We start from the raw sequence: 25,102 nt of genomic DNA, 5'->3' as shown, positions 1-25,102 counted from the left end.
TCATTTTGTTAACGCCTGTTATATCGACCAGTCAACCCAACGCGGAAGACATGCTTGGAATCAAAAGTACCGGGCGCCTCCAGACGCACCTCGCGCCACGCGTAGGTCCCATATATCTAGCTGAGCTTCAGCTTCCGGCTATCCAGAAACGCCTGCAAGGGCGATGCGTCGATTCTGTTCAGCGCGATCACATAGTCGTTGAGATTGAACTTCGATGCGTCGCCCGTTACATCAATCTCTACCGGCTCTGGCGTTTCAAACTGTCCACTATGCACATTCATTCGCGAACGAAGCAGCTTGCGCGCATCAGAAGGATCTTGGTAGCTTGCAAGGCACGTAGTCAAAGCGCCTCTGGGCGCGTCCTGCTCGGAGTCGATATCCTTACCTTCTGAGAAGGATGAATCGATGCTTGAGACCTTCGCATTGCCTCCCAGCTTATCCTTCAGCTTCCGGAAGCATATGTCCAGACCGTCGCTCAACGAGTATTTGTAGGTTTCCCTGTCATCGGAGGAGGCCGACTGTTCCGCAGTCTGCGATGCCACGGAACTGGCAGTATCGGCACTTTTCTCGACAGTCTGAGGTGCGTGGTCTTTTTCGCCGCAAGCTGCGAGCGTCGTCGTGATAGCAATGGCGATCAGATACCGGTATGTGCTTTTCATTGTTTGGGCGCGAGGGGAGCAGAAAAACCGTTAAGCATATTGTTGCCGGGCTCGCCTGAATATAAGAAGCATCCTAATCAACAGGTTAGGCTCTTGTGTTTCTGAGAAATCGCATGAAACGTCAAAGAATAGTGTGTGAACGACGAGTCCTGACGAGGTCTGCTTAAAGACCGATGCCTCCAGGCATGCGTCAACGATTGATATCGTGCGTGCGACCGGCCAGTGAGCTTTATGTGATTGGCTCGGCGGCATCGTTCGTTGTCGGAGCCGGACGTGCAGTGAGCGAATGGACAGGTGCCGCGCGCACCGTTGCGGGCGTCCCGAAAATCCTCACCTTTGTCCGAAGTGATGCGCGTCGTGGCTCGCGAGGCCGGCAGTCGCGCAGCGTGCGAACGACCTGTCGAAGCGACCACGCACACGCATCAACCTGTCCGCGCGGCCGTCCGAAAAGCCTTGTGCGACAAGCATTTGCGCGTGTCGTCGAGAGCGCGGCCGCGCGCTTCATCTTCCAGATTCGTTGACGCAAACAGAGCTTGTCGATCGCGCGTGGGCTTCGCGCCGGGCCACATTGGCCGCCGCTGTTCGTATCTCCCGAAAACGCTCACCTCAGTGCATTCCTTCGCCGATAACCCGATAACCCTCGCTCAGTGGAAACCCGGAGTTGAGTCCGCCTCATACCCCGGATCAAAAAACATCGATTCATCGTCGCGCGTTCCGGACAGCACAATCCGCGCATCCACTCAAACCTGACGGAACGGAAACCATGAGCGCTACCACTGAAAAGCAACTGTTTATCGGCGAAGGATTCGAAGGGCCGGGCGTGAACCTCGCGCACATCAACGTGCTCGTCGGCCCGCGTAACGGCCCCGCTGGCCAGGCTTTCGCCACGGCGTTGTCGACGCCGTCCGCCGGCCACGCACCGTTCGTCGTGATCGCGCGTCCGGGCGTGCCGACCAAGCCGCTGACGCTGTACGTCAACAAGGCGCAGATCGAAGGCGATTTCCATGGCAACGCGACGTGGGGCGCATCGCAGGCGGGCATCGCGAAGGCGGTGGCCGAATCGCTGGAGAACGGCACGCTGCCGCCCGAAGCGGAGAACGACTGGGTCGTCGTGTCGGCGAACTGGGTCAACCCGAAGACCGACGACCTCGACGCCGTCTTCGAGAACAACTACCTCGCGTGCAAGAACGCGATCGTCGCCGCGATGAAGGGTCTGCCGCACAAGGAAGAAGTGTTCGCCGCCGCGCGCGACGTGTCGAACCCGTTCTATACGCCGAAACAGCGCTAAACCGGCCGACGACACAAAGGAGACAACAAATGGAATACATTCGCCTCGGCCAGTCGGGCCTGAAGGTTTCGCGTCTGTGCCTTGGCACGATGAACATGGGCACGCCGCAATGGAAGCCGTGGATTTTCGATGAAGCGCAAAGCGAGCCGATCGTGCGTCACGCGCTCGAAGCCGGCGTCAACTTCATCGACCTCGCGGATTTCTACTCGACGGGCGTCGGCGAAGAAGTGGTCGGCCGCATTCTGAAGCGCCTCGCGCGCCGCGAGGAAATCGTCGTGACGACCAAGGTCGGCTACGACATGGGCGCGTACCAGAACGCCGGCGGCCACTCGCGCAAGCACATCATGGACGGCATCGACGGATCGCTCACGCGTCTGGGCATGGATTACGTCGACATCTACATGCTGCATTTCTTCGACGTGAACACACCCGTCGAGGAAACGATGGGGACGTTGAACGACATCGTGCGCGCGGGCAAGGCGCGCTACATCGGCGTATCGACGATGTACACGTGGCAGTTCGCGAAGATCATGCAGGTCTGCGAGCGCAACGGCTGGCACAAGCCGATCAACATGCAGCTGCAACTGAACCTCGCGTATCGCGAGGAAGAGCGCGAGATGATTCCGTACTGCCAGGATCAGGGCGTCGGTGTTTCGGTGTTCAGCCCGCTCGCACGCGGACTGCTGACGAGCGATCTGCAATCGACGCGCAATCAGACCGACTTCTTCACCGCGCAAATGTACGGCGACACGGCATCGCGCGAGATCGCGGCGTCCGTCGCGCGCGTCGCGGCGAAGCGTGGCGTATCGGCGGCGCAGATCGCGCAGGCCTGGGTGCTGCAGCGCGAAGGCGTCGCGAGCATGCTGGTCGGCGCGGATTCGCCGGCGCAGTTCGACAGCGCGCTGGCCGCGTTGAGCACGAAGCTCGACGCCGAAGAGCTGCACGAGCTGGAGCGCAACTACACGCCTTGCGATCTGATCAACGACTACACGGCCGGCAGGCGCATCGCGCGCGAAGCGCGTCCCGCGCAAGGCGTGTTCGCCGACATGGCTGCCGATCTGAGTCAGGCAGTGGGGAGAGCAGCATGAGCGAATTTCTCCGCACGGGCCATTACATCAACGGCGAGTGGTACGAAAGCGCGAACACGTACGCGGTTCGCAATCCGGCGACGGGCGAGGTCATCGCGAACGTCGCGAAGGGCGGCGCGCATGAAACGGCGCAAGCCATCGATGCCGCCGAGCGCGCTTTTCCCGCCTGGCGCGCGCTGACCGCGAAGGAGCGCGGCGCACGGGTGAAGCGCTGGGGCGAGCTGATGCTCGAGCATCGCGACGCGCTCGCCGAGCTTTTGACGCGCGAGCAGGGCAAGCCGCTCGCCGAAGCGAAGGGCGAAGTCGGCTATGCAGCGAGCTTCTTCGAATGGTTCGCGGAAGAAGCGAAGCGCAGCTACGGCGACGTGATTCCGAGCCCGAAGCCCGGCTCGAAGATCATCGTGACGCGCGAGCCTGTCGGCGTGGTCGCCGCGATCACGCCGTGGAATTTTCCGCTCGCGATGATCACGCGCAAGGCGGGCCCTGCGATCGCGGCCGGTTGCACGATGGTGTTGAAGCCTTCGGAAGAAACGCCGCTGTCCGCGTTCGCGCTTGCCGTGCTCGCTGGGCGCGCGGGCATTCCGGCGGGCGTGTTCAACATCGTGTCGGGCGATGCCGTCGCGATCGGCGGCGTGCTGACGGCGTCGCCTGTCGTGCGCAAGCTGTCGTTCACGGGCTCGACGCGCGTCGGCAAGCTGCTCGCGAAGCAGTCGGCGGATACGCTGAAGAAGCTCTCGCTGGAACTGGGCGGCAACGCGCCGTTCATCGTGTTCGACGATGCCGACATCGATGCCGCCGTGCAAGGCGCGATCGCGTCGAAGTTCCGCAACACGGGGCAGACCTGCGTGTGCGTCAACCGCTTCTACGTGCAGAACGGCATCTACGACGCGTTCACGAAAGCGCTGACGGAAGCCGTGAAGACGATGCGCGTCGGCGATGCGCTGAAGGGCGACGTCGAGCAAGGTCCGCTGATCAACGAGGCCGCGCTCGCGAAAGTCGAAGCGCACGTCGCCGATGCGCTGGAGCATGGCGCGAAGGCGCTGACGGGCGGCAAGCGTCACGCGCTGGGCGGAACGTTCTACGAGCCGACGGTGCTCGTCGGCGCGACGCAAGCGATGCGGATCGCCGGAGAAGAAACCTTCGGCCCCGTCGCCGCGTGCTTCCGCTTCAGGACGGAAGGCGAAGCGATCGAGGCCGCGAACGATACGCCGTTCGGCCTCTCCGCGTACATCTATACGCGCGACCTCGGGCGCGCGTGGCGGGTCGCGGAGGCACTGGAAAGCGGCATGGTCGGCATCAACGAAGGAATCATCTCGACGGAAGTCGCGCCGTTCGGCGGCGTCAAGCAATCGGGACTCGGCCGTGAAGGCTCGAAGTACGGCATGGATGAGTACGTCGAGCTGAAGTACATGATGATGGGCGGCCTCGCGCGCTAGCCGTCGAAGCTGTGTCCGCCACGCGCGGCGGAGAGGGGGTACGCGTCCCGGCGCGAACTGCGGGACGCACGATAACGCGATCAAGCGATAACAAAGGAGACATCTTGACCGATCAAGACCTGCTGGCGCGGCCGTCCGGCCTCGCTTCCGATACGCCGCGCGCCGCCGCGCGCGCCCATTCCCACGATTCCCACCACCCTCCGCATGCGAGTGGCGATGCGATTCCGCTCGACGACGTGCCGCTCAACGCGTTTCACGTCAAGATCGCCGGGCTCACGTTCGGCGCGCACTTCACGGAAGGCTACGCGCTCGGCACGATCGGCTATGCGCTCGCGACGCTCAACAAGCAGATGCCGCTCGACGCGTTCTGGCAAGGCATGATCGGCAGCTCCGCGCTGATGGGCATCTTCGTCGGCAGTCTCGTGTTCGGCTGGCTGTCGGACCGCATGGGCCGGCAGCGCATTTTCCTGTTGAGCTTTCTGATCATCACGCTTGCGGCGTTTGCGCAGTTCTACGTCACGTCGCCGGCGATGCTGTGCGCGTTGCGTGTGCTGATCGGCTTCGGCATGGGCGGCGATTTCGCCGTCGGTCACGCGATCCTCGCGGAGTTCTCGCCACGCAAGCATCGCGGCACGCTGCTCGGCTCGTTCAGCGTGATCTGGACGATCGGTTACGTGGTCGCGAATGTGCTCGGCATGTACTACGCGGATGCGTCGCCCGATGCGTGGCGCTGGCTGCTGGCATCGGCTGGCGTGCCGGCGCTTGCCGTGCTCGTCGTGCGCATCGGCACGCCGGAATCGCCGCGCTGGCTGCACGGCAAGGGACGCATCGCGGAGGCGCAGGCGGTCGTGCTGAAATACTTCGGCCCGAACGTGACCCTGGACGGCGCGCACGACGATCATGCGCATGCGAGCGGCGGCTTCGCGCGGCTGTTCAAGTCCGATCTGATCCGCCGCACGGTTTTCAACTGCGCGTTTTTCGTGTGCCTCGTGATTCCGTACTTCGCGATCTACACGTTCCTGCCGTCCATCCTCAAGGCGACTCATCTCGACAACGGCTCGGGTGCGGATTTCCTGCTCAACGGCCTGCTCGTGCTCGGCGCGCTGCTCGGCATCTGGCTGACGATCGCGCTATCGCGCCGCCGCTTCCTGATCGGCTCGTTCGCGGTCACATGCGTGTCGCTGATCGCGTTGAGCATGCTGCCCGAGTCGGCGGCGCTCTGGATGATCGTCGCGTTCGCCGTGTTCACGTTGACGATGTCGGCGTTCTCGAATCTCGTCGGCGTGTTTCCGCCCGAGTGCTTCCCGACGGAAGTGCGCGCGTGCGGCGTCGGTCTCGCGATCGCGTGCAGCCGGCTCGGTTCGGCCGTCGGCACGTTCCTGCTGCCACTCGGCATCGCGCGGCTCGGCTTTCATTCGACGATGCTCGCGCTGGCCGCGGTGCTGCTCGTCGGCACGATCGTGTCAATTGCGTGGGCGCCCGAGACCAAGCATCTGACGTTGAACCAGGCGAGCGGCGCGTAGCGGCTCGCGCGTATCGATTCATTTCTTCGGCACAAGCCCGAAGCCCCGTCGGGGGGCTTCGGGCTTTTTGTTTTTTGCTGCCTGTCGAGATTTTTCGAACTCTTTTCGCGTTCGGCCCCGATTCCCCGACGCCCGGCAACACCAATCAATGGACGATCGGCGCGTCGCCGAACGGCACGCTACAAGTGCCGCTGACCGCGCGCTACGTGCGGACAGGGAACGTTTCCGCCGGATCGGTGAAGGCGCTTGCGACGTTCACGATGTCGTATCAGTAGCGAACACGGGTGCATGCCCGATCAGAGCGGGCGGTCTCCTTTCGACGATGCCTATCCGGCTGATTTTCCGCCTTCGCGCGCCCTCACGTGTATCATTCCGTCCGTTGCTTCGACGCACGGGTAACCGGCAATTGTTGCCGCTGCCTCGACGTATGCCGCGCGGCGTACCGGCCTGCCGCCCAAGCGGGTGCGCGTGCTTCGAGCCGGCCCGCCGGCTCCGATCCGACGCCTGGCAGAGTGGCAAGCCAAACCGGCCGCTCCGGCCCAAAGCCCAGCGCGAACCCCAGCCCGAACATTTACCGCCTCAAACGATGTCAGTCTCCGAACTCAAACGCCGCCGCACTTTCGCGGTCATCTCTCACCCGGACGCGGGTAAGACCACGCTCACCGAAAAGCTGCTGCTGTTTTCGGGCGCGATCCAGATCGCGGGCACCGTGAAGGGCCGCAAGAGCAATCGTTACGCGACGTCCGACTGGATGGAGATCGAAAAGCAGCGCGGCATTTCCGTCGCGAGTTCGGTGATGCAGTTCGAGTACGGCGACTGCGTGATCAATCTGCTCGACACGCCGGGCCACGAAGACTTCTCCGAAGATACATACCGCGTGCTGACGGCCGTCGACGCCGCCGTGATGGTGATCGACGGCGCGAACGGCGTCGAAGCGCAGACGCTCAAGCTGCTCGAAGTGTGCCGCAGCCGCAAGACCCCCATCGTCACGTTCATCAACAAGCTCGACCGCGAAGTGCGCGAGCCGCTCGATCTGCTCGACGAAATCGAACAGCATCTGGGCGTGTCGGCCGTGCCGTTCACCTGGCCGATCGGCATGGGCAAGGACTTTCAGGGCGTCTACGACGTGCAGAACGATCAGGTGCGCGTGTTCCGCGCGGGTCAGGACACGCTCGGCGGCGAAGTCGAGACCGTGCGCGCGCCCGGCGACGAGGAAGGCGAGCGCCGCTTCGGCCACGCGTGGGTGCGCGCGAAGGAAGAGATCGAGCTGATTACGGGCGCGACGCCCAGCTTCGATCGCGACGAATTTCTCGCGGGCCAGCAGTCACCCGTGCTGTTCGGCTCGGCGATCAACAACTTCGGCGTGAAGGAAATTCTCGACGCGCTCGTCGATCTCGCACCGCCGCCGTCCGCGCGGATGACGGTGCAGCGTCCCGTGCAGCCCGACGAGCCGAAATTCACGGGCGTCGTGTTCAAGGTGCAGGCGAACATGGACCTCGCGCACCGCGACCGCGTCGCGTTCATCCGCGTGTGCTCGGGCCGTTTCGAGCGCGGCATGGCGCTCAAGGTGACGCGCAACAACAAGACGTTCCGCGCGAACAACGTCGTGACGTTCCTGTCGCAGCGGCGCGAAACGGTGAGCGAGGCGTACGCGGGCGACATCATCGGCATTCCGAATCACGGCACGCTGAGTCTCGGCGATACGCTGACGGAAGGCGAGCTGCTGCAATTCGTCGGCTTGCCGTTCTTCGCGCCGGAAATTTTCCAGACAGTCGAAGTGGTCGATCCGATGCGCGCGAAGCAGCTCGGCGAAGCGCTGAAGCAACTGGGCGAAGAGGGCGCGATCCAGGTGTTCCGGCCCGTCGTCGGCGGTCTGATGATTCTGGGCGCCGTCGGTCAGCTGCAATTCGAAGTGGTGTCGCACCGGCTGTCGACGGAATACAAGGTCGACGTGCGGATGTCGCCCGCGCGCTATCGGATGTCGCGCTGGGTGACGTGCGACGACGCCGCCGAGCTGCGCCGTTTCTGCGATTCGTACTCGCCGCGTATTGCCTACGACGCCGCCGAAGCGCCGACGTACCTCGCATCGCACATCTCCGAAATCGAAGTCGCGCAGAAGGCCTGGCCGAAGATCGTGTTCAACGAACTGCGCGAGCATTCGGGCGCGCCGTTCAGGAAAGCGATGTAACCGCGGGCGATTCGTACAATTCGCTGCTGCTGAATGACAAAAGCCGTGTTCGCCAAAACGAACACGGCTTTTTGCTTTGGACGCATCACGCGTTACGACAGCGCTCTACGACATCTCCAGCACCTGCTCCCGCAGCCAGCTTGCAAACGCCTGCACGTGTTCTAGCGCCTCGTGGCGCGGCGCGATATCGAGCCAATACCCGTAAGGCCCGCTGACCTCGACGTCGGACATCGGCGCAAGACTGCCTTCGCCGAGTTCCTCGACGATCATGTTGCGATCGACGATCGCGAGTCCCACGCCTTTGCGCGCAGCGTGGATCGCCTGTTCGAGCGTCGAGAACTCGATGCCGTTTTCGGCGTAGCGCGCGGGCAGGCCGGCCTTGTCGAGCCAGTCGGGCCACAGGTTCAGCCGCGCGTCGTTGTGCAGCACGTGCAAGGCGGGCAGCGTTTCGAGCAGCTTGTCGAGCGGTTCACCCGCGAGCCGCGGCGCGCCGACCAGCGTATGCCGCTCGATCATCAGCCGTTCGGAATGCGCGTCTGGCAGCGCATCGCGGCCGAAGCGGATGTTGCAGTGACAGTCGTCGGTGGGCTCCGTGCGCACGGAAAGCACGACGTCGGGCATCTGGATAGCCAGCGAGCCCAGGCGCGGCGAAAACCATTGCGTTGCGAACGTCGGCGGCACGGAGAGCACGAGCCGCCGGCGGCCCTTTGCCGTCGTGACGAGGAGCGTGCCCCGCTCGAGCGTGTCGAACGCTTCGGACACGCACGGCAACAGTTGCTGTCCGGCCGTCGTCAGGCGGATGCCCTTGTGATCGCGCTCGAACAGCTTCGCGCCAAGCGATTCTTCGAGAATCTTGATCTGCCGGCTGACGGCGCCCTGCGTTACGCACAGCGCGACGGCCGCGCGGTTGAAACTCATGTGCCGGGCCGTCTCTTCGAAAAAGCGCAACGCGATCAGCGAGGGCAGACGCCGCATGGATTTTCCTTCAATCTCATCATTCTTTTGTGTCCCGCTTACGGCGGACTGCCGGCGGGCATGCTTCCCCTTGGCCCGGCGACTGCGACTTCAGCGCGACCTGAGCGCACCGGCCGCGGCGCCGCAACGCGGAGCCGCGCCGCGAGCCTGGGGCGATTCTACATGGTGCGCCAGACGGCGCGTGAGCGGACGCAGGCCGCATCGCTAAAGGTGCGACGGGGTGGCGCATCGGCGGAATGCAGGCTCTGGCCCCTAAGGCATTCGCTAACATCGGATGCAAATCGGCGGCGATAGAGCAAGGCGCGCGGCATCGCGCCCGCACGGACATCACGATGTCGTTGCTCTTCGCCTATCCTGATGAAATCGCGCGCGTATTGACCAAATCCGGCCGAATCCGGTCGAATCCGCCGCGCGCCCACCTCACTCGCGGAGCGACCGTGACCGTACGCAATCTCGACGCGTTGTTTCGACCGAAATCCGTCGCCGTGATCGGCGCCTCGAATCGCGAGGGCAGCACAGGCTCGATGGTCTGGAAACGCCTGATCGAAGGCGGCTTCGACGGCCCCGTCTGGGCCGTCAATCCAAAGTACGACATGCTCGACGGGCACGCGTGCGTCGGCAATGCGGGCGATTTGCCCGACGCGCCGACGGTCGCCATCGTCTGCACGCCGCCGTCGACGTGGCCGGGCATCGTCCACACGCTCGGCGGCCACGGCACGCGCGCGGCGATCATCGTCGGCGAGGCGCGCGACGACGACGGCCGTGCCGACGTGCGGCACACGCTTGCGGCCGCGCGGCCGCATCTGCTGCGCGTCGTCGGGCCGGGCAGCCTCGGCATCGTGACGCCCGCGCTCAAGGCGCATCTCGGCGCGCCTGTCGTGACGGTGCGCTCGGGCGGCGTCGCGTGGGTGTCGCAGTCGAACGCGCTGACGAACGCGGTGCTCGGCTGGGCGCATGCGCGCGGCCTCGGCTTTTCGCACGCAGTGGCGCTCGGCGACGAAGCCGACGTCGATGCCGGCGACGTGCTCGACTATCTCGCGAGCGACCCCGGCACGCGTGCGATCTTGCTCGAAGTGGATTCGGTGAAGGCGGCACGCAAGTTCATGTCGGCGGCGCGGGCGGCGGCGCGCAACAAGCCGGTGCTCGCGCTGCGCTCGGGCCGCAGCGACCCAGCGGATGCGCTTTACACCGCCGCGTTCCGCCGCGCAGGCGTGGTGCGCGTCGATGCGCTCGACGATCTGCTCGACGAAATCGAAACGCTCGGCGTGGGACGCGTCGCGGCGGGCGCGACGGCGACGCTGATCACGAGCGACCGCGGCGTCGCGACGCTCGCCACCGACGCCTTCAAGGCCGCTGGCGACACGCTCGCGCCGTGTCCGCCCGGCGCCGTCGATGCGCTCGCGCAGGCGTTGCCGCGCGCGAGGCCTGGCAATCCGCTGCTGCTCGGCAGCGACGCGCGCGCCGATCACTTCGGCATGGCGCTGAAGGTGCTCGCCGATCAACGTTCGACGGGCACCGCGTTCGTCGTGCATGCGTCGACGCACAGCGCGCCCGTCGAGGAAGTCGCGCAGGCGTTGATCGCGAATCAGCGTTACGCGTATCGCGGACTGCTCGCGTGCTTTTTCGGCGGCGTGAAGCGCGAGACGCGCGATGCGTTGCACGAGCACGGCATTCCCGTGCACACGACGCCGCAGCGTCTCGCGCGCGCGTTCGAGCGTCTGGTCGAGTATCGGCTCGTGCGCGAGCTGCTGATGCAGACGCCCGAAGGCCAGCCCGCGCGCGTGCCCGAAGCCATCGATGCGGCCCAGGCGCAGGCGTGCGCGGCGCTGTCGTCGGGCGTGACGGAGCTCGACGGCGACGAAGCGGCGCGTCTGCTTGCGCACTTCGGTTTGCGCACGGTGCCCGACGACGCGCGCGAAGATGCCGTCGTCGACATCACCGTCGAGCTGCGCGACGACGACAACTTCGGCCCCGTGTTCCGCTTCACCGCGCCGCCCGAGCACGACGAGGCGCGGCCGATGTGCGTGTTCGGCCTGCCGCCCCTCAACCCGGTTTTGTCGGATGACATCCTGTCGAATTCTGCGTACGCGCGCGAGGTTGCGCCGGAGCCCGTTCTCAACGCGCTGACGTCGATTTCGCAGGCGGTGTCGGAGATCCGCGAGATCGTCTCGCTCAAGCTCGTGCTGCGTGTAATGAAAAGCGGCGTGGCCATCGTCGGCCCGCGTCTGCGGCTGTCGGCGAACCGCACGCGCTTCGCGATCATGCCGTATCCGCGCCGCTATGAAGAAACGCTCGACTGGCGCGGCCAGCGCATCACCGTGCGGCCGATCCGCCCCGAAGACGAGGACGCGCATCGCGAGTTCGTCGAGTCGATGACGCCCGACGATCTGCGCTTGCGCTTTTTCGGCGCCGTCGGCCGGTTCGACCATTCGCAGCTCGCGCGCATGACGCAGATCGACTACGACCGCGAGATGGCGCTGATCGCGACGATGCGAAACGACGACGGCTCGATCCGAACGCTCGGCGTCGTGCGCGCGGTCGCGGACCCCGACAACGAAACGGCCGAGTTCGCGATGGCCGTGCGTTCGGATCAGAAGGGCAAGGGATTGGGGCGTCTGCTGATGGAGCGCATCATCGCGTACGCGCGCTCGCGCGGCACGCATTGGCTCATCGGCGAGGCGCTGCGCGAGAATTCGGCGATGATCGGGCTCGCGACGGCCGTCGGCTTTACGGCCACGCGGACGGAGGACCCGGGCGTCGTCGGCTTCAGGATGGCGCTCGATCAGCCCGAGGAGAAGGTGGAGGGGCAGAAGGACAAACAAAAAGGCGCCGCGCCTGCCTACGGCGCGTCGCGTTCATGCTCTGGCACGCGCTGACGTGAGCGCGTGCTCGTCGCGTCAGCGAAAGTGCGAAGTCAAACCCATCAAGCCGCGAGCTTCGCCGCCGCCGCGTCGACCTGCTCGCGCGACACCGACAGTTCCTCCAGCCACGCGGGCGCATAGGCCGCGCCCGTTTCGCGCTCCAGACGCGCGATCGTCGCGGCGCAGCGCATCGCGTCCTTCGGCGTCGCGATGAACGCCTTCACCGACTGCCCTGCCGTGAACGCTTCGAAGAGCGGCACGCGCACTTCGTCGGGCAGCGTGCGCGTCCATTGATACGGCTTGCCGTTGAACGTCACCGTCGGCGGCAGCACGCGTTCTTTCTTTGCGGCGGGAATCAAGCCGAAGTTGCGGGCCGCGTCGCCGATCTGATCGGCCGAAAAGAGTTCGTCGGGCGTGATGTCGAACTGCGCGACGAAGGTTTCGATCTGCTTCATCGCGGCGGCGCGGTCGTCGCGCTTCTGCTGCGCGCGAGCCACGATGTCGCGCAGTTCATCAGCTTCTTCGCTGCTGATCGTGAAGCTTGCCTGCTTCTGCTGGAGTTCGGAAAAACGCTGGAATTCGAGGTCGGACAGAAGTTTGGCCATTGCGTATCAGTGAGCGCGCACGCGCAAGAACGCATGCGGCGAAAGTCGTCGATTCGGAAAAGGGCCGACATTCTAACGCAACGTGTTTGCGCATTCGAACCGAATGCGCGTGCGATGCGCGGCAGCGCGCGCATCGGTCGTTCAGGAAGCCGCGCGCATCTCCGGCTCCGCGAACACGGACAGGCCCTGCACCGTCTCGCGCAACATCTGCGTGACTTCGTCGAGCGACGGCGCGACGTATTCGTCGATGCGCTTGAGGAACGGACACGTCATCGCCGCAATCGCCTGGCCCGATGCTGTCAGCAGCGGAAAGGTCAGATCGGTCACGCCGAAAATCTGCTGGCTGTCCTTCTGCGAGAAACCGGCGGCGCGGATTTTCGCGCACGCGGCTTCGAGCGCGTCGTGATCGACGGTCACTTCGCCCTTGACCTTCGTGTGCTCGGCGAGCATGTGCCTGCGCTGTTCGGGCGTCTGGAACGCAAGCATCGTGCGTCCCGAGCTCGTGTCGATCAGACCGACGCGCGCACCCAGCCGCACCGAGATGCCCCACGTGCCCGGGCCGTCCACCTGCGCGATCACGAGCAGATTGCCGCGGTCGTAGACGGCGAGATGGCACGACTGCTCGGCTTGCGCCGCGAAGCGCTGCATCAGCGGCAATGCTTCCGAAATCAGCCGGTTCATCGGCGGATGACGATGCGCGAGCGCGTACAGCTTCAGGCTCAGCGAGTAACGGTCGCCGCCCGCCGAGCGCACGACGTACTGGCGCGCGACGAGCCGCTCCAGCATCCGGTACATCTCGCTGGCGTTGCGTCCCAGCAGCTTCGTGATCTCGGCGCGCGTCAGGCCGCCCTTCTGCTCGGCGAGCAATTCGAGTATGTCGAGCCCCTTGTCGAGCGCAGGGGCGCGATAACGGTCGGCGTCTTCCTTGTCTTCCACGTCCATCGTCGGAAATAAGTTGGTGTTTGACATTTGCATCGATTATCGGCCGTCAACGGACTGACACACAGGGCACGGCGCGCGAGGCCAGGGAAAACACCCACGCCTGGCGATCGCCCATTGGTTGACTTGCCAAAGTTCGAATATGAATAATACGTTCATTAATGAATGAAGAGAATGGCATGACCGATCCCCGCCTGATTCTGCTGAACCCCGACGATAACTGCCTGATTGCCGCCGCGCGGCTGGATGCAGGGACACAGGTCGATATCGAAGGCGAGCACGTGACGCTCGCGAAGACGATCGATCTTGGCCACAAGGTCGCGCGCCGCCCGTTGCGCGCCGACGAAAAGGTGCTGCGCTACGGCGCGGCGATCGGCCATGTGACAGCCGACGTCGCGCGCGGCGAGCATCTGCATACGCACAACCTCGAAAGCGATTACCTGCCCACGTATACGCACGAAGCAGGCCACGCATTCGTCCATCACTGACGCGGGCAAGGAACTCATGACCCACATTTCAGCAGCAGAAAACGGCGCCGCGCTGCAAGGCTATCTGCGAAGCGACGGACGCAAGGGCATCCGCAACGTGGTCGCGGTGGCGTACCTCGTCGAATGCGCGCATCACGTCGCGCGCGAGATCGTCGCGCAGTTTCGTCCTTCGTTCGATGCGTTCGACGATCCTTCGGCGGATCACGAGCCCGTTCATCTGATCGGCTTTCCCGGCTGCTATCCGAACAGCTACGCCGAAAAGATGATGGAGCAGCTGACGACTCATCCTAACGTCGGCGCCGTGCTGTTCGTGTCGCTCGGATGCGAGAGCATGAACAAGCACTATCTGGCCGATGTCGTGCGCGCGAGCGGACGCCCCGCGCACGTGCTGACGATCCAGGAAAAGGGCGGCACGCGCAGCACGATTCAATATGGCGTCGACTGGGTGCGCAACGCGCGCAGCGAACTCGCGCAGCAGCAGAAAGTGCCGATGGCGCTATCCGAACTCGTGATCGGCACGATCTGCGGCGGCTCGGACGGCACGAGCGGCATCACCGCGAATCCCGCCGTGGGCCGCGCGTTCGATCGTTTCATCGAGCAGGGCGCGACCTGCATCTTCGAGGAGACGGGCGAACTGGTCGGCTGCGAGTTCCATATGAAAAGCCGCGCGGCGCGCGACGATCTGGGCGACGAGATCGTCGCGTGCGTGGCGAAGGCCGCGCGCTATTACTCGATACTCGGTCACGGCAGTTTCGCGCCCGGCAATGCGGACGGCGGGCTCACGACGCAGGAGGAAAAGTCGCTCGGCGCGTATGCGAAGAGCGGCGCATCGCCGATCGTCGGCATCGTGAAGCCCGGCGACGTGCCGCCGACGGGCGGCCTCTACCTGCTCGACGTCGTGCCTGACGGCGAGCCGCGCTTCGGCTTTCCGAACATCAGCGACAACGCGGAAATCGCGGAGCTGATCGCGTGCGGCGCGCATGTGATCCTGTTCACGACGGGGCGCGGATCGGTGGTCGGCTCGGCGATCTCGCCCGTCATCAAGGTTTGCGCAAACCCGAACACGTATCGCAATCTGTCCGGCGACATGGATGTCGATGCCGGGCGTATTCTTGAAGGCCGCGCGACGCTCGACGAAGTAGGTCGCGAGGTGTTCGATGTGACGCTCGCCGTCGCGCGGGGCGCGGCGTCGAAATCCGAGTCGCTCGGGCATCAGGAGTTTATTCTTACCTACAAGACCTTCGAGCCCGTCGGGCCGGCGTGCTTGCCTTTCCATGCGGCTCCGCCACAGCGGGTCGCTGGTTTGACACAGCGGTGAGCGCTGCATCGCTTCACGCGCACGATATGAGCCAATGGGATCAGAGTACGGTGCTCTGCATGGGGCCGGAGTAAGTGCTGAAGCACCAACTCCGGCCGACAACTAAAGCGCCAACTCTGATCGACTGCTCTGCATGGGATCAGAGTAATGGCGCTAAAGCGCCAACTCTGATCGACAGGAGACACACACAATGACAAACGTGCCGGGTTCAAACGTGCGCAAGCGCCGCAGCATCGGCGCACGCGCGCTGCAAGTGACGGGCCTCGGTCTCGGCACGGCGCCGCTTGGCGGGCTCTATCGCGATCTGTCCGACGAAGAGGCGTTCGGCGCTATCGAGGCCGCATGGGACGCGGGCGTGCGCTTCTTCGACACCGCGCCGCACTACGGCCACACGAAAGCCGAGCATCGTCTCGGCGATGCGTTGCGCCGCTATCCGCGAAGCGAATTTGTGCTCTCGACGAAGGTCGGGCGCCGCTTCGTGCCGCGCAAGAATCCGTATGACGGCAGCGAAGGCTGGCAAAACCCGCTGCCGTTCGAGGCGATCTACGACTACACGCACGACGGCATCCTGCGTTCGTTCGAAGACAGCCAGCAGCGGCTCGGCATCGTCGATATCGACATTCTTCTCGTGCACGACATTGGCCGCTTTACGCACGGCGACAGCAACGCGCATTACTGGCAGCAGCTGACGCAAGGCGGCGGCTTTCGCGCGCTCGACGATCTGCGCTCGCAAGGCGTCGTGAAAGCGGCCGGCCTTGGCGTGAACGAAGGCGCGGCGATACTCGACGCGATGCGCGATTTCGACATCGACTGCGCGCTGCTCGCCGGCCGCTATACGCTGCTCGAACAGGCGACGCTCGACGATCTGCTGCCCGAATGCGAAAAGCGCAACGTCAGCATTCTGCTCGGCGGCGCGTTCAATTCGGGGATTCTCGCGCGGGGCGTCGAAGGCGATCTGAAGTTCAATTACGCCGACGCACCCGAAGACGTGATTGCACGCGTCGCCCGTCTGGAAGCGGTGTGCAAGGTGCATGGCGTGCCGCTTGCTGCCGCTGCGTTGCAGTTTCCGTATGCGCATCCCGCCGTCGCGACGGTGCTGACGGGCGCGCGCAATGCGGACGAACTGCGTGAGAACGTCGCGTCGTTCGATCGACCGATACCCGCTGAACTGTGGCAGGCGCTGCGCGACAAGGACTTGCTCGATCCGCGCGCGCCCGTGCCAAAGAATTGATTGCTCAACGACATCATGCAAATCGACGCACATCAGCACTACTGGAACCAGGAGCGCGGCGACTACGGCTGGCTCACGCCCGATCTCGCTCCGCTTTATCGCACGTTCGGCCCCGCCGATCTCGCGCCGCTGCGCGAAAAGGCGGGCGTTGCGCGGACGGTCGTCGTGCAGGCCGCGCCGACGGTCGAAGAAACGCGCTATCTGCTCGAACTCGCGCGCAACGAGGCATCGATTGCGGGCGTCGTCGGCTGGGTGCCGATGCTCGACGCGGATGCGCCCGCGCTGATCGAAGCGCTCGCGCGCGAGCCGAAATTCAAGGGCGTGCGGCCGATGCTGCAAGACTTGCCTGACGACAACTGGATCGCGAATCCCGCCCTGAAGCCCGCCGTCGATGCGCTGATCGCGAACGATCTCGCTTTCGATGCGCTGATCTTCACGCGCCACGTCGATGCGCTGGAGACGTTCATCAAGCGCTTTGACCAGTTGCGCATCGTCGTCGATCACGGCGCGAAGCCGTCGATCCGCGACGGCAGCGCGGGCTGGCACGCATGGGCCGAGGGCATCACGCGGCTCGCACGATGGCCGCATGTGCACTGCAAGCTGTCGGGCCTCGCGACGGAAGCCGCGCAAGGCTGGACGGAAGCGACGCTGCGTCCATATGTCGATCATCTGCTTGCCGCGTTCGGGCCGAAGCGGCTGATGTGGGGCAGCGACTGGCCGGTGCTGAACCTGAACGGCGACTATCTGCTGTGGCATTCGATCGCGACGCTGCTGCTCGCGCAACTCTCCGACGCGGAGCGCGATGCCGTATTCGGCGGCAATGCGGCCGCGTTCTATCGCCTTTGAATGCGGCCTCCGAATGCGGGCCTCTGAATTCGCTCGACGACATTTCCACGATCGCGCCGGTGAGCAGCCGCTGCAATACCCGGTATGACTCAAACGCCAATCCAACGGGAGCCGTAGATGATACAAAGACTGGCCGGCAAGACGGCCTTGATCACCGCCGCCGGGCAAGGCATCGGCCTCGCGACGGCCGAGCTTTTTGCGCGTGAAGGCGCGCGCGTCATCGCGACCGACATCCGCATCGAAGCGCTGAAGGACAAACCCGTCGAAGCGCGCAAGCTCGACGTGCTCGACGGCGCGGCGATCAAGGCGCTCGCCGACGAACTCGGCGCGATCGACGTGCTGTTCAATTGCGCCGGCTACGTGCATGCGGGCTCGATTCTCGAAGCGAGCGAGGAGGACTGGGACTTCGCCTTCGATCTGAACGCGAAGGCGATGTACCGGACGATCCGCGCGTTTCTGCCCGCAATGCTGGAGAAGGGCGGCGGGTCGATCATCAACATGTCGTCGGCGGCGTCGAGCGTGAAGGGCGTGCCGAACCGCTTCGCGTATGGCGCATCGAAAGCGGCTGTGATCGGACTGACCAAGTCCGTCGCCGCCGATTTCGTCACGCGCGGCATACGCTGCAACGCAATCTGCCCAGGCACGGTACACTCGCCTTCGCTCGAAGAGCGCATCGCGGAACAGGCGAAGGCGCAAGGCGCGACGATCGAAGCGGTGCACGCGGCGTTCGTTGCGCGCCAGCCGATGGGCCGCGTGGGCAAGCCGGAAGAGATCGCGGCGCTGGCGCTGTATCTGGCGTCGGACGAATCGGCGTTCACGACGGGCCAGGCACATGTGATCGACGGCGGCTGGTCGAACTGAGCCCCGCAGCGCAGGCATCGATGAACCTGAATCACTGAACTGAGGAAACTGCAGCGATGAAATTGCTTCGTTATGGACCGAAAGGCCAGGAAAAGCCGGGCTTGCTGGATGCGCAAGGCAAGATTCGCGATCTGTCGAAAGTGGTCGCCGACATCGATGGCAGCACGCTCACGGATGCCGCGCTCGCGAAGCTGCGCGCAATCGATCCGGCGTCGCTGCCGGTGGTCGAAGGCAATCCGCGCATCGGGCCGTGCGTCGGCAAGATCGGCAAGTTCGTGTGCATCGGACTGAACTACGCGGACCACGCGGCCGAATCGAATCTGCCCGTGCCGACCGAGCCCGTCATCTTCAACAAGTGGACGAGCGCGGTCGTCGGTCCGAACGACGGCATCGAAATTCCGCGCGGCTCGAAAAAGACAGATTGGGAAGTGGAACTGGGCGTCGTGATCGGCAAGGAAGCGAAGTACGTCGACGAAGCAAATGCGCTCGATTACGTCGCGGGCTATTGCGTGATCAACGACGTGTCCGAGCGCGAATGGCAGATCGAGCGCGCCGGTCAATGGGACAAGGGCAAGGGCTTCGATACGTTCGGCCCGATCGGTCCGTGGGTCGTCACGCGCGACGAAGTGCGCGATCCGCAGAACCTGAAGCTGTGGCTCGAAGTGGACGGCCATCGCTATCAGAACGGCAGCACGAAGACGATGGTGTTCGGCGTCGCGAAGCTGGTGTCGTATCTGTCGCAGTGCATGAGCCTGCAACCGGGCGACGTGATCTCGACGGGCACGCCGCCGGGTGTCGGCATGGGCGTGAAGCCCGAGCCCGTCTATCTGAAGCCGGGGCAGACGGTGCGGCTCGGCATCGAAGGTCTCGGCGAGCAGCAGCAGAAGACGTATGCGGCGGAGTGATTCGCGCTGAGCCGTGACTCATCGAACGGCGCGTTGCCCGTTCATGTGCGCATTCAGCGCATTCACGAAGAGAGAAAGCCGTTCGGACACACGATGTCCGGACGGCTTTTTTCTTTTCATTCGCGGCGACGTCTTTCGTCCGCGCGCGAGGGTTCGTCTTCCGTGCCGTCGCCGATCCGGTTGATCGTGCCTTGGGCGACGGCGATCAGCCGTTCCCTGTCGCCGTCGCTGACGAACACGTTGCACTGACACGTCGCCTGCTGCCTGCCGACGTACACGACTTCCGCACGCGCCATCAGCACGCCCGTCACCGCGGGCCGCAGATAGTTGATCTTGTACTCGCCCGTCACGACCCTCGGCCCCAGGGCCAGCGCACCCGCGAAGGTCAGCGCGTTGTCGGCGAGATAGCTGATCACCCCGCCATGTACGAAGCCATGCTGTTGCCGCAATTCATCGCGGATCGGCAGACACAGCGTCAGTTCGTTCGCCCCGACATACATGAGCTCCGTGCCGAGCAATACGCTGAATGGCTGGGCGTGCAGTGCGCCGCGCGCCCGGTCGAGTAGATCGGTCATCGTCGTTCCTTCGGGCATGGCCCGCATGGCGATGTCCCCACTCTAGGAAGCATGAATGCGGCGCGTCAAGGGAATTCGAAAAGATTGCGCGGCAATTATTGCGTAATTCGACGTGACGCGACGGCGTGTCTTTCAGAATTCGCACGTACGGGTAATTTTTCCGGCGAACGCTCAAGGCGACGGCCGGCACTGCCGTAAACCCGGATGCACTTCCGTCCTCTCAGCTATTCAGGTGTCTCGATGTTCAGCAAGATCAAGGTCGCATCCGGCCTGCTATGTGTTCTGGCCGCTTTCTGCATTTTCCAGCTGGTGACGGCGGGCCTCGGTTACTGGTCCATGACGCGCACGCATGACGACGTCGACGATCTGGCGAGCGTCGCGCTGCGCCAGGTGAACGCCGTCAACGAGACGACGCAGCATCTGATGGACGCACGCATCAATCTCTCGCGCGCCGGCACGCGGATGGTGCGCGGCGGCGCGGAGCCGACCGACATCGTTCAGCATGCACGCGAGCAGATCGCCGCCGCGGAGCGCTCGTTCACGGTGTTCATGAACGCGCCGAAACTCAACGATGAAAACAGCGCGCGCGCCGCCGCGCTCAACGAGAAGTACCAGAAGCTGCATACGGCGCTCGGCGAACTTGCGCAGTACCTCGACACCAACAACATCCAGGCGTTCCTCGATCAGCCGACGCAAGGCATGCAGGACGCGTATCTGACCGAGTTGCACAACTTCACGCAATTCGGCGATGCGGCGGGCCGTGCGTCGCTCGATTCGATCGACGCGCGCGAGACGATGTTCCGCGTGGTCGGTCTCGTGATTCTCGCGCTGCTGCTGGGCGGCACGATCGGCGTGCACGTGGTGCTGCGCCGTGGCGTCGTCGGGCCGCTGGAAGAAGTGGGCCGTCATTTCGAGCGCATCGCGCAAGGCCGCCTGAACCAGCCGATTGCCGAGCGCGGCACGAACGAAATCGGCCGTCTGTTCTCGGGCCTCTCGCATATGCAGGCGAGCGTCGCGCGCACCGTGAAGACCGTGCGCGAAGCGGCCGATTCGATTCACATCGGCGCGGACGAAATCGCGACGGGCAACGCCGATCTGTCGGCGCGCACGGAAAACCAGGCGGCGTCGCTCGAGGAGACGGCTTCGAGCATGGAGGAACTGACGGCGACGGTGCGCCAGAACGCCGAACACGCACGCGAAGCGAACACGCTCGCCGAGACGGCGCTCGACGCGACCTCTCGCGGCACCGATGTCGTCAACGAGGTCGTGACGAAGATGCACGGCATCGCGCAAAGCTCGGACCGCATTGCGGAGATCATTACGGTGATCGACGGGATCGCGTTCCAGACCAACATCCTTGCGTTGAACGCGGCCGTCGAGGCGGCGCGCGCGGGCGAGCAGGGCCGCGGCTTTGCCGTCGTCGCGGGCGAAGTGCGCGGACTCGCGCAGCGCAGCGCGCAGTCGGCGAAGGAGATCAAGGAGCTGATCAGCGAATCGGTGGCCGAGATTCAGGGCGGATCGGTGCTCGTCGAACGCGCGGGCGAAGCGATGCGCAACGTATCGGAATCGATCTCGCGCGTCACGCAGATGATGGCCGAGATCAGCGCATCGTCGCATGAACAGAGCACGGGCATCGAGCAGGTCAATCAGGCGGTCGTGCAGATGGACCAGATGACGCAGCAAAACGCAGCGCTCGTCGAAGAAGCGGCGGCGGCTGCTGCGTCGCTGCATCAGCAGACGCGGCAGTTGAAGGACGCCGTATCGGCGTTCGAAATTTCCGATGTCGTGTTCACGTCGCAGCGCACGCGTCATGCGATCGCGCCTGTGTTCAGCGAGCCGGTTGGCGCATGAGCGCATGCGTTAGATCGCAAATTCCATATGACAAAGCCCGCGAAGCGGCTTGCTTCGCGGGCTTTGTTTTTGCGGTTCTTCTGGCTCGCTTCCGCCGTTAAAAGCGCCTGTTATGCGGACGGCAACGCGGCGTAAGCGGTGGCGAGGTGATAGGGCGTCGTCGAAGGCATGTCCGCGCGAGCGATCTCGCCCGCGAGCGTCTTGCATTCGACCCAGCCCTGCGCGTGCAGAAAGCGCGGCCGGAAGCGCTCGATCTGCTGGGGCAGCAGCGCGCGGACGGCGGCGTCGCCGTGCACGGCCAGCGCGCGCAGGTATTCCGTCTGCGCCCAGATGCGCTGCGTCGAATCCTTGATGCCGCCAGCCTCGTCGAGCGCGGCATGCACGCCGCCCGTGGCTGCATCGACGCCCCGTTCGTGCGCGAACATGAACGCGCGCGCCAGCGCTTCGCGCAAGCCCGAGCCCGCGAGCACATCGCCTGCCTGCTGCACGAGCCAGAACCATTCGAACTGATGGCCGGGCTCGAGCCGGTTGTCCGCGCTGCCGACGGGCAGTTCGGCGATGCAACCTGTTGGCTCGTGCACGAAGGTGCGCGCAATCGCTTCACCGAGCTTCGCGAGGGCCGTGTCGAACGCGGCGTCCCGCGTGGCCGCGCGCGCCGCGAGCCACGCCTCCGTGAGATGCATCAGCGGGTTTTGCAGCGGCATTTCGCCCTTCGTCGAGAAGTCGGCGGCGAGCGCGGCGTGCAACAGGCCATCGTCCGCGGCGAAGCGGTCTTCGATCAGCGACGATGCGCGATGCACGACGTCGAGCGCATCGCGGTTGCCCGAGCGCGCGCCGTATTCGGCGCATGCGAACACAACGAACGCGTGCGTGTAGAGATCCTTGGTCGTGTCGAGCGGCGCGCCTTGCGCATCGACGCTATAGAACCATCCGCCATGCTTGCCGTCCTGGAAGGTATGGATCAGCGATTCGAACAGGCGCAGCGCATGCTCCGTTTCTCCGGCCAGCGCAAACACGAACATCTGCCGCGCGCACGCCATCGCGCGATAACGGACGACGGGCAGCGGCGTCTGGCCATCGGCTGCGACGGCTTCATACGGCAGGCCGAGCGCCGCGCTGAAGCCGGGCCCTCGCCAGATCGGCAGGATGACGCGCGCGAAGTGGTCGCGCAACGCGGCTGCAAGTTCGGGCGCGGATGCGGTTGGGTTCATGGTGGAGCAATTCGATCAGTGGAGTCGTGGGCGCGATGTGAAGCGCATGCGGGGCACGCGCGCGCCGGGGGCTCCAGCATAGCAAACCGCGCGCGACGCTTATCGCGCAAATCGGCCAGTGGCAATGAAACGGCGGCGATGTTGCGTGGGTTTGTAGTGAGGCATGGGAGTGGGTAAGGCGCTGTAGCGCTAACTCTGGTGGACTGCTCTGCATGGGACCGGAGTAAGGCACAAAAGCGCCAACTCCGGTCGACTGCGCTGCATGGGACCGGAGTAAGGCGCTAAAGCGCCAACTCCGGTCGACAGGAGACCAAGATGATTGGGAATGTCGAATTGATCTCACGGCTCGTCCTCGCTGCAGTGCTCGGCAGCGCGATCGGCTTCGAGCGCGGCTCGATGACATTCCATTCGCTGCAGGACGCACTGGGTCCGGCGAGCCCGCGCATCAAGCAGTTCGTGATGCAGCAGAGCGACGACGATCCCCAATTCGACGAAGTGCCGATCACGCTGAATCGCGTGTCGGCGACGGAGTACACGGCGATTTGCGGGCAACTGAAAGCGCCGCCGGGGGTGAAGGAGTTTCGCGAAAACGGGGAGCCGGCTTGAGCGCAGATGAGCGGGCATCAGCGGACGCGGGGCTGCGCCGAACGGATCAGCGACGCGCGCCGCTCATGCGCGAAGCCCGTCGCAAAAAGGCCCGCGATCCATTTCTGTGTCCCCTTTTGCATGAGACAATGCGGGCTCTAAAACACGCTGACGGCATGTTGTAGCGGCGCCCGACTGGCGACGAACGCTGCCTTTCCCGCTTTCCCTTCATGGCAGATTCCGCAGAATCCACGATTTCCCGCCCGGCGCGCGCCCGTTCGCAGAAGCGGCGCGCGTCCGCTGTTTCTCCCGAAACGGAAAACAAGCTCGCGCGGGCGGCGCGCTCGGCGCAGCGGCTCGCGCAGTTGAGCGACGCCGTGCGCGACGACAGCACGCTCGACCTGTTCCCCGACGACACCGCTCGCGCCGAGCAGCACGCGATGAACATCGACGTGCGGCAAGGCACGCTGCAGGGCTTCGAGCTGCCCGATGTCGTGCTGGCGGCGGCGGGCGCGGCGGATGGAGGCGGCTTTGCGGCGGGGCCGTCGGAAGCGAAAGCGGGGCTGCGCGGGGCGCGCGCGGCGGCGTCGCCGTCAAAAGAACAGACGCCAGCCGATGATCCACACGCCGGGCAGATGCTGATCGAAACGGAAGCGAACTTGCCTGAATCGACTGCGGCCGCAAGCAGCGCCCCTGAGGGGCAAGCGTCGCGTGCTTCTTCGGCTGAAGGCGACATGGCGGCGCAGACGGCAACGTCGGCAAGCACTGAAAAGGTGACGGGCGATACGCCGTCGCAGTTAGCGTCGCTGGCGGCGGCGAGCGTGATGCGCAGCGTGGCGGCGCTGCGCCAGGTCTCGGCAACGGCGGCTGAATCTGCCGAGCCGAAGGAAAGCGCGAACGCGAGGGCACCCGGCGGCACGGCGCAGCGCCCCGTGGCTGCAAGCGCCAAAGTCGCGACAGCTGCGCGCGATGTGACGGCAGCAGGTACGTCGGCGAAGCCAGGCGGCGGGAGCGGTGCCATCGACGGAAACGGCGGGAATGGCGCGACAGGCGCAAACGCGACGGGCACAGCCGCGCAGCCGACCCGCGCCCCACACGTTGCAACGACGTCGCACCTTCGTGCGCCGCGCGGCACGCCCGAACTGGATCAAGCGCGCGCGACCGCCTTCGCAGATACCGTCGATGCCTTGTATGGCGTGATCGCCGACCAGCGCCGCGCCGACAGCGACCACTCGCGGCGCATGAAATGGCTGCTGACCATCGTCGTGTGCGCGCTGCTGATGACGATCGCGATCGGTATCGCGCAGACGTTGCTGCTGTTGCGCCTCGCGCATCAGTCGACGGCTCAGGAACAGCGCATCGAGCAAATGATGCTGAACCAGCAGGCCACGCTGGCGACGTTGCTCGACACGGATTCGTCCACGACGAGCCTTCCCGTCAGTGCGCAAGCTCCGGCGCCCGCTTCGCCGGCTGCCGCGACCGCGCCGGCAAAACCCGCCGATGCGCACGTCACGCACGCCCAGCACGTACAGCGACGTAAGTCGGCGCACGCTCACTAAGCATCGACGCTGGCTGCGCCTCGCTGCGCGGCCGGCAACCCCTCCTGTTTCGAGATCGGCGGTTTCGCGCGAACGCTATGACGGCGGATTGTGCGAGCCGCCGAGCCGCC

21 protein-coding genes are annotated in these 25,102 nt (G+C 64.8%); 15 read left to right on the top strand and 6 right to left on the bottom strand.

Annotated elements, in window-relative coordinates:
* Positions 1-116 precede the first annotated feature (116 nt).
* Positions 117-659 (bottom strand): hypothetical protein, encoded by a 543-nt coding sequence (locus BN2476_RS01170; RefSeq protein WP_087732330.1) that lies wholly within the window; start codon positions 657-659, stop codon positions 117-119.
* A gap of 763 nt (positions 660-1,422) precedes the next feature.
* Here BN2476_RS01170 and fae point away from each other — a divergent pair.
* From fae to BN2476_RS01140, 5 genes are all read left to right on the top strand, one after another.
* Positions 1,423-1,947, top strand: a complete 525-nt coding sequence (gene fae, locus BN2476_RS01165; protein ID WP_087732329.1) for a formaldehyde-activating enzyme — start codon at positions 1,423-1,425, stop codon at positions 1,945-1,947.
* Between the two features lie 29 nt (positions 1,948-1,976).
* Complete coding sequence (locus tag BN2476_RS01160) at positions 1,977-3,035, top strand: aldo/keto reductase (RefSeq protein WP_087732328.1); 1,059 nt, start codon at positions 1,977-1,979, stop codon at positions 3,033-3,035.
* The gene (locus tag BN2476_RS01155) at positions 3,032-4,471 is read left to right on the top strand and encodes an NAD-dependent succinate-semialdehyde dehydrogenase (RefSeq protein WP_087732327.1); all 1,440 of its coding nucleotides are present in this window, start codon (positions 3,032-3,034) and stop codon (positions 4,469-4,471) included. Before BN2476_RS01160 ends, BN2476_RS01155 begins: the two co-directional genes overlap by 4 nt.
* Positions 4,472-4,575: 104 nt before the next feature.
* A complete protein-coding gene (locus BN2476_RS01150) occupies positions 4,576-5,994 on the top strand; it encodes an MFS transporter (RefSeq protein ID WP_087732326.1) in 1,419 nt (472 codons plus the stop codon).
* 586 nt (positions 5,995-6,580) lie between these two features.
* A complete protein-coding gene (locus BN2476_RS01140; RefSeq protein WP_087732324.1) occupies positions 6,581-8,182 on the top strand; it encodes a peptide chain release factor 3 in 1,602 nt (533 codons plus the stop codon).
* A 105-nt stretch (positions 8,183-8,287) separates the two neighbouring features.
* Here BN2476_RS01140 and BN2476_RS01135 read toward each other — a convergent pair whose 3' ends face one another.
* On the bottom strand, positions 8,288-9,157 hold the full coding sequence (locus tag BN2476_RS01135; protein ID WP_087732323.1) for a LysR family transcriptional regulator: 870 nt from the start codon (positions 9,155-9,157) through the stop codon (positions 8,288-8,290).
* 437 nt (positions 9,158-9,594) lie between these two features.
* Here BN2476_RS01135 and BN2476_RS01130 point away from each other — a divergent pair, with 437 nt between their 5' ends.
* Positions 9,595-12,033, top strand: coding sequence for a bifunctional acetate--CoA ligase family protein/GNAT family N-acetyltransferase (locus BN2476_RS01130; protein WP_087732336.1), 2,439 nt, complete (start codon positions 9,595-9,597; stop codon positions 12,031-12,033).
* A 47-nt stretch (positions 12,034-12,080) separates the two neighbouring features.
* Here BN2476_RS01130 and BN2476_RS01125 read toward each other — a convergent pair whose 3' ends face one another.
* Both BN2476_RS01125 and BN2476_RS01120 read right to left on the bottom strand, forming a co-directional pair.
* Positions 12,081-12,623, bottom strand: a complete 543-nt coding sequence (locus tag BN2476_RS01125) for a hypothetical protein (protein ID WP_087732322.1) — start codon at positions 12,621-12,623, stop codon at positions 12,081-12,083.
* 141 nt (positions 12,624-12,764) lie between these two features.
* Positions 12,765-13,565, bottom strand: coding sequence for an IclR family transcriptional regulator (locus tag BN2476_RS01120; protein ID WP_087732321.1), 801 nt, complete (start codon positions 13,563-13,565; stop codon positions 12,765-12,767).
* 176 nt (positions 13,566-13,741) lie between these two features.
* Here BN2476_RS01120 and BN2476_RS01115 point away from each other — a divergent pair, with 176 nt between their 5' ends.
* The 6 genes from BN2476_RS01115 (at position 13,742) to BN2476_RS01090 (ending at position 19,211) form a co-directional block, all read left to right on the top strand.
* Complete coding sequence (locus BN2476_RS01115) at positions 13,742-14,050, top strand: UxaA family hydrolase (protein ID WP_235850653.1); 309 nt, start codon at positions 13,742-13,744, stop codon at positions 14,048-14,050.
* Positions 14,051-14,066: 16 nt separating this feature from the next.
* Entirely contained in the window at positions 14,067-15,368 is a 1,302-nt protein-coding gene (locus BN2476_RS01110) for a UxaA family hydrolase (protein WP_087732319.1), read from the top strand.
* A gap of 190 nt (positions 15,369-15,558) precedes the next feature.
* Positions 15,559-16,599 (top strand): aldo/keto reductase, encoded by a 1,041-nt coding sequence (locus tag BN2476_RS01105; protein ID WP_087732318.1) that lies wholly within the window; start codon positions 15,559-15,561, stop codon positions 16,597-16,599.
* Positions 16,600-16,614: 15 nt separating this feature from the next.
* Positions 16,615-17,445 (top strand): amidohydrolase family protein, encoded by an 831-nt coding sequence (locus tag BN2476_RS01100; RefSeq protein ID WP_087732335.1) that lies wholly within the window; start codon positions 16,615-16,617, stop codon positions 17,443-17,445.
* A 117-nt stretch (positions 17,446-17,562) separates the two neighbouring features.
* Positions 17,563-18,306 carry an SDR family oxidoreductase gene (locus tag BN2476_RS01095; protein WP_087732317.1) on the top strand — a complete coding sequence of 248 codons (744 nt, stop codon included), beginning with the start codon at positions 17,563-17,565 and terminating at the stop codon, positions 18,304-18,306.
* Between the two features lie 56 nt (positions 18,307-18,362).
* Positions 18,363-19,211: an ureidoglycolate lyase gene (locus tag BN2476_RS01090; protein WP_087732316.1), complete on the top strand. Its 849-nt coding sequence runs from the start codon at positions 18,363-18,365 to the stop codon at positions 19,209-19,211.
* A 116-nt stretch (positions 19,212-19,327) separates the two neighbouring features.
* Here the strand turns inward: BN2476_RS01090 and BN2476_RS01085 are convergent, their stop codons facing one another.
* Positions 19,328-19,786, bottom strand: a complete 459-nt coding sequence (locus BN2476_RS01085) for a PaaI family thioesterase (RefSeq protein ID WP_087732334.1) — start codon at positions 19,784-19,786, stop codon at positions 19,328-19,330.
* 240 nt (positions 19,787-20,026) lie between these two features.
* Between BN2476_RS01085 and BN2476_RS01080 the strand changes: the two genes are divergently transcribed.
* A complete protein-coding gene (locus tag BN2476_RS01080) occupies positions 20,027-21,637 on the top strand; it encodes a methyl-accepting chemotaxis protein (protein WP_087732315.1) in 1,611 nt (536 codons plus the stop codon).
* A gap of 110 nt (positions 21,638-21,747) precedes the next feature.
* On the opposite strand, the gene BN2476_RS01075 is transcribed toward BN2476_RS01080, so the two are convergent.
* The gene (locus BN2476_RS01075) at positions 21,748-22,848 is read right to left on the bottom strand and encodes an AGE family epimerase/isomerase (protein WP_087732314.1); all 1,101 of its coding nucleotides are present in this window, start codon (positions 22,846-22,848) and stop codon (positions 21,748-21,750) included.
* A 315-nt stretch (positions 22,849-23,163) separates the two neighbouring features.
* On the opposite strand from BN2476_RS01075, the gene BN2476_RS01070 reads away from it, so the two are divergent.
* Both BN2476_RS01070 and BN2476_RS01065 read left to right on the top strand, forming a co-directional pair.
* Positions 23,164-23,454 (top strand): hypothetical protein, encoded by a 291-nt coding sequence (locus BN2476_RS01070; RefSeq protein WP_235850652.1) that lies wholly within the window; start codon positions 23,164-23,166, stop codon positions 23,452-23,454.
* Between the two features lie 209 nt (positions 23,455-23,663).
* Positions 23,664-24,992 (top strand): hypothetical protein, encoded by a 1,329-nt coding sequence (locus tag BN2476_RS01065; protein WP_087732313.1) that lies wholly within the window; start codon positions 23,664-23,666, stop codon positions 24,990-24,992.
* Positions 24,993-25,102 lie beyond the last annotated feature (110 nt).

The organism is Paraburkholderia piptadeniae, from assembly GCF_900007165.1.
GTDB classification, from domain to species: Bacteria; Pseudomonadota; Gammaproteobacteria; order Burkholderiales; family Burkholderiaceae; genus Paraburkholderia; species Paraburkholderia piptadeniae.
Note: the sequence above shows the minus strand (reverse complement) of the source record. Positions and strands in the feature narration are given on the sequence as shown.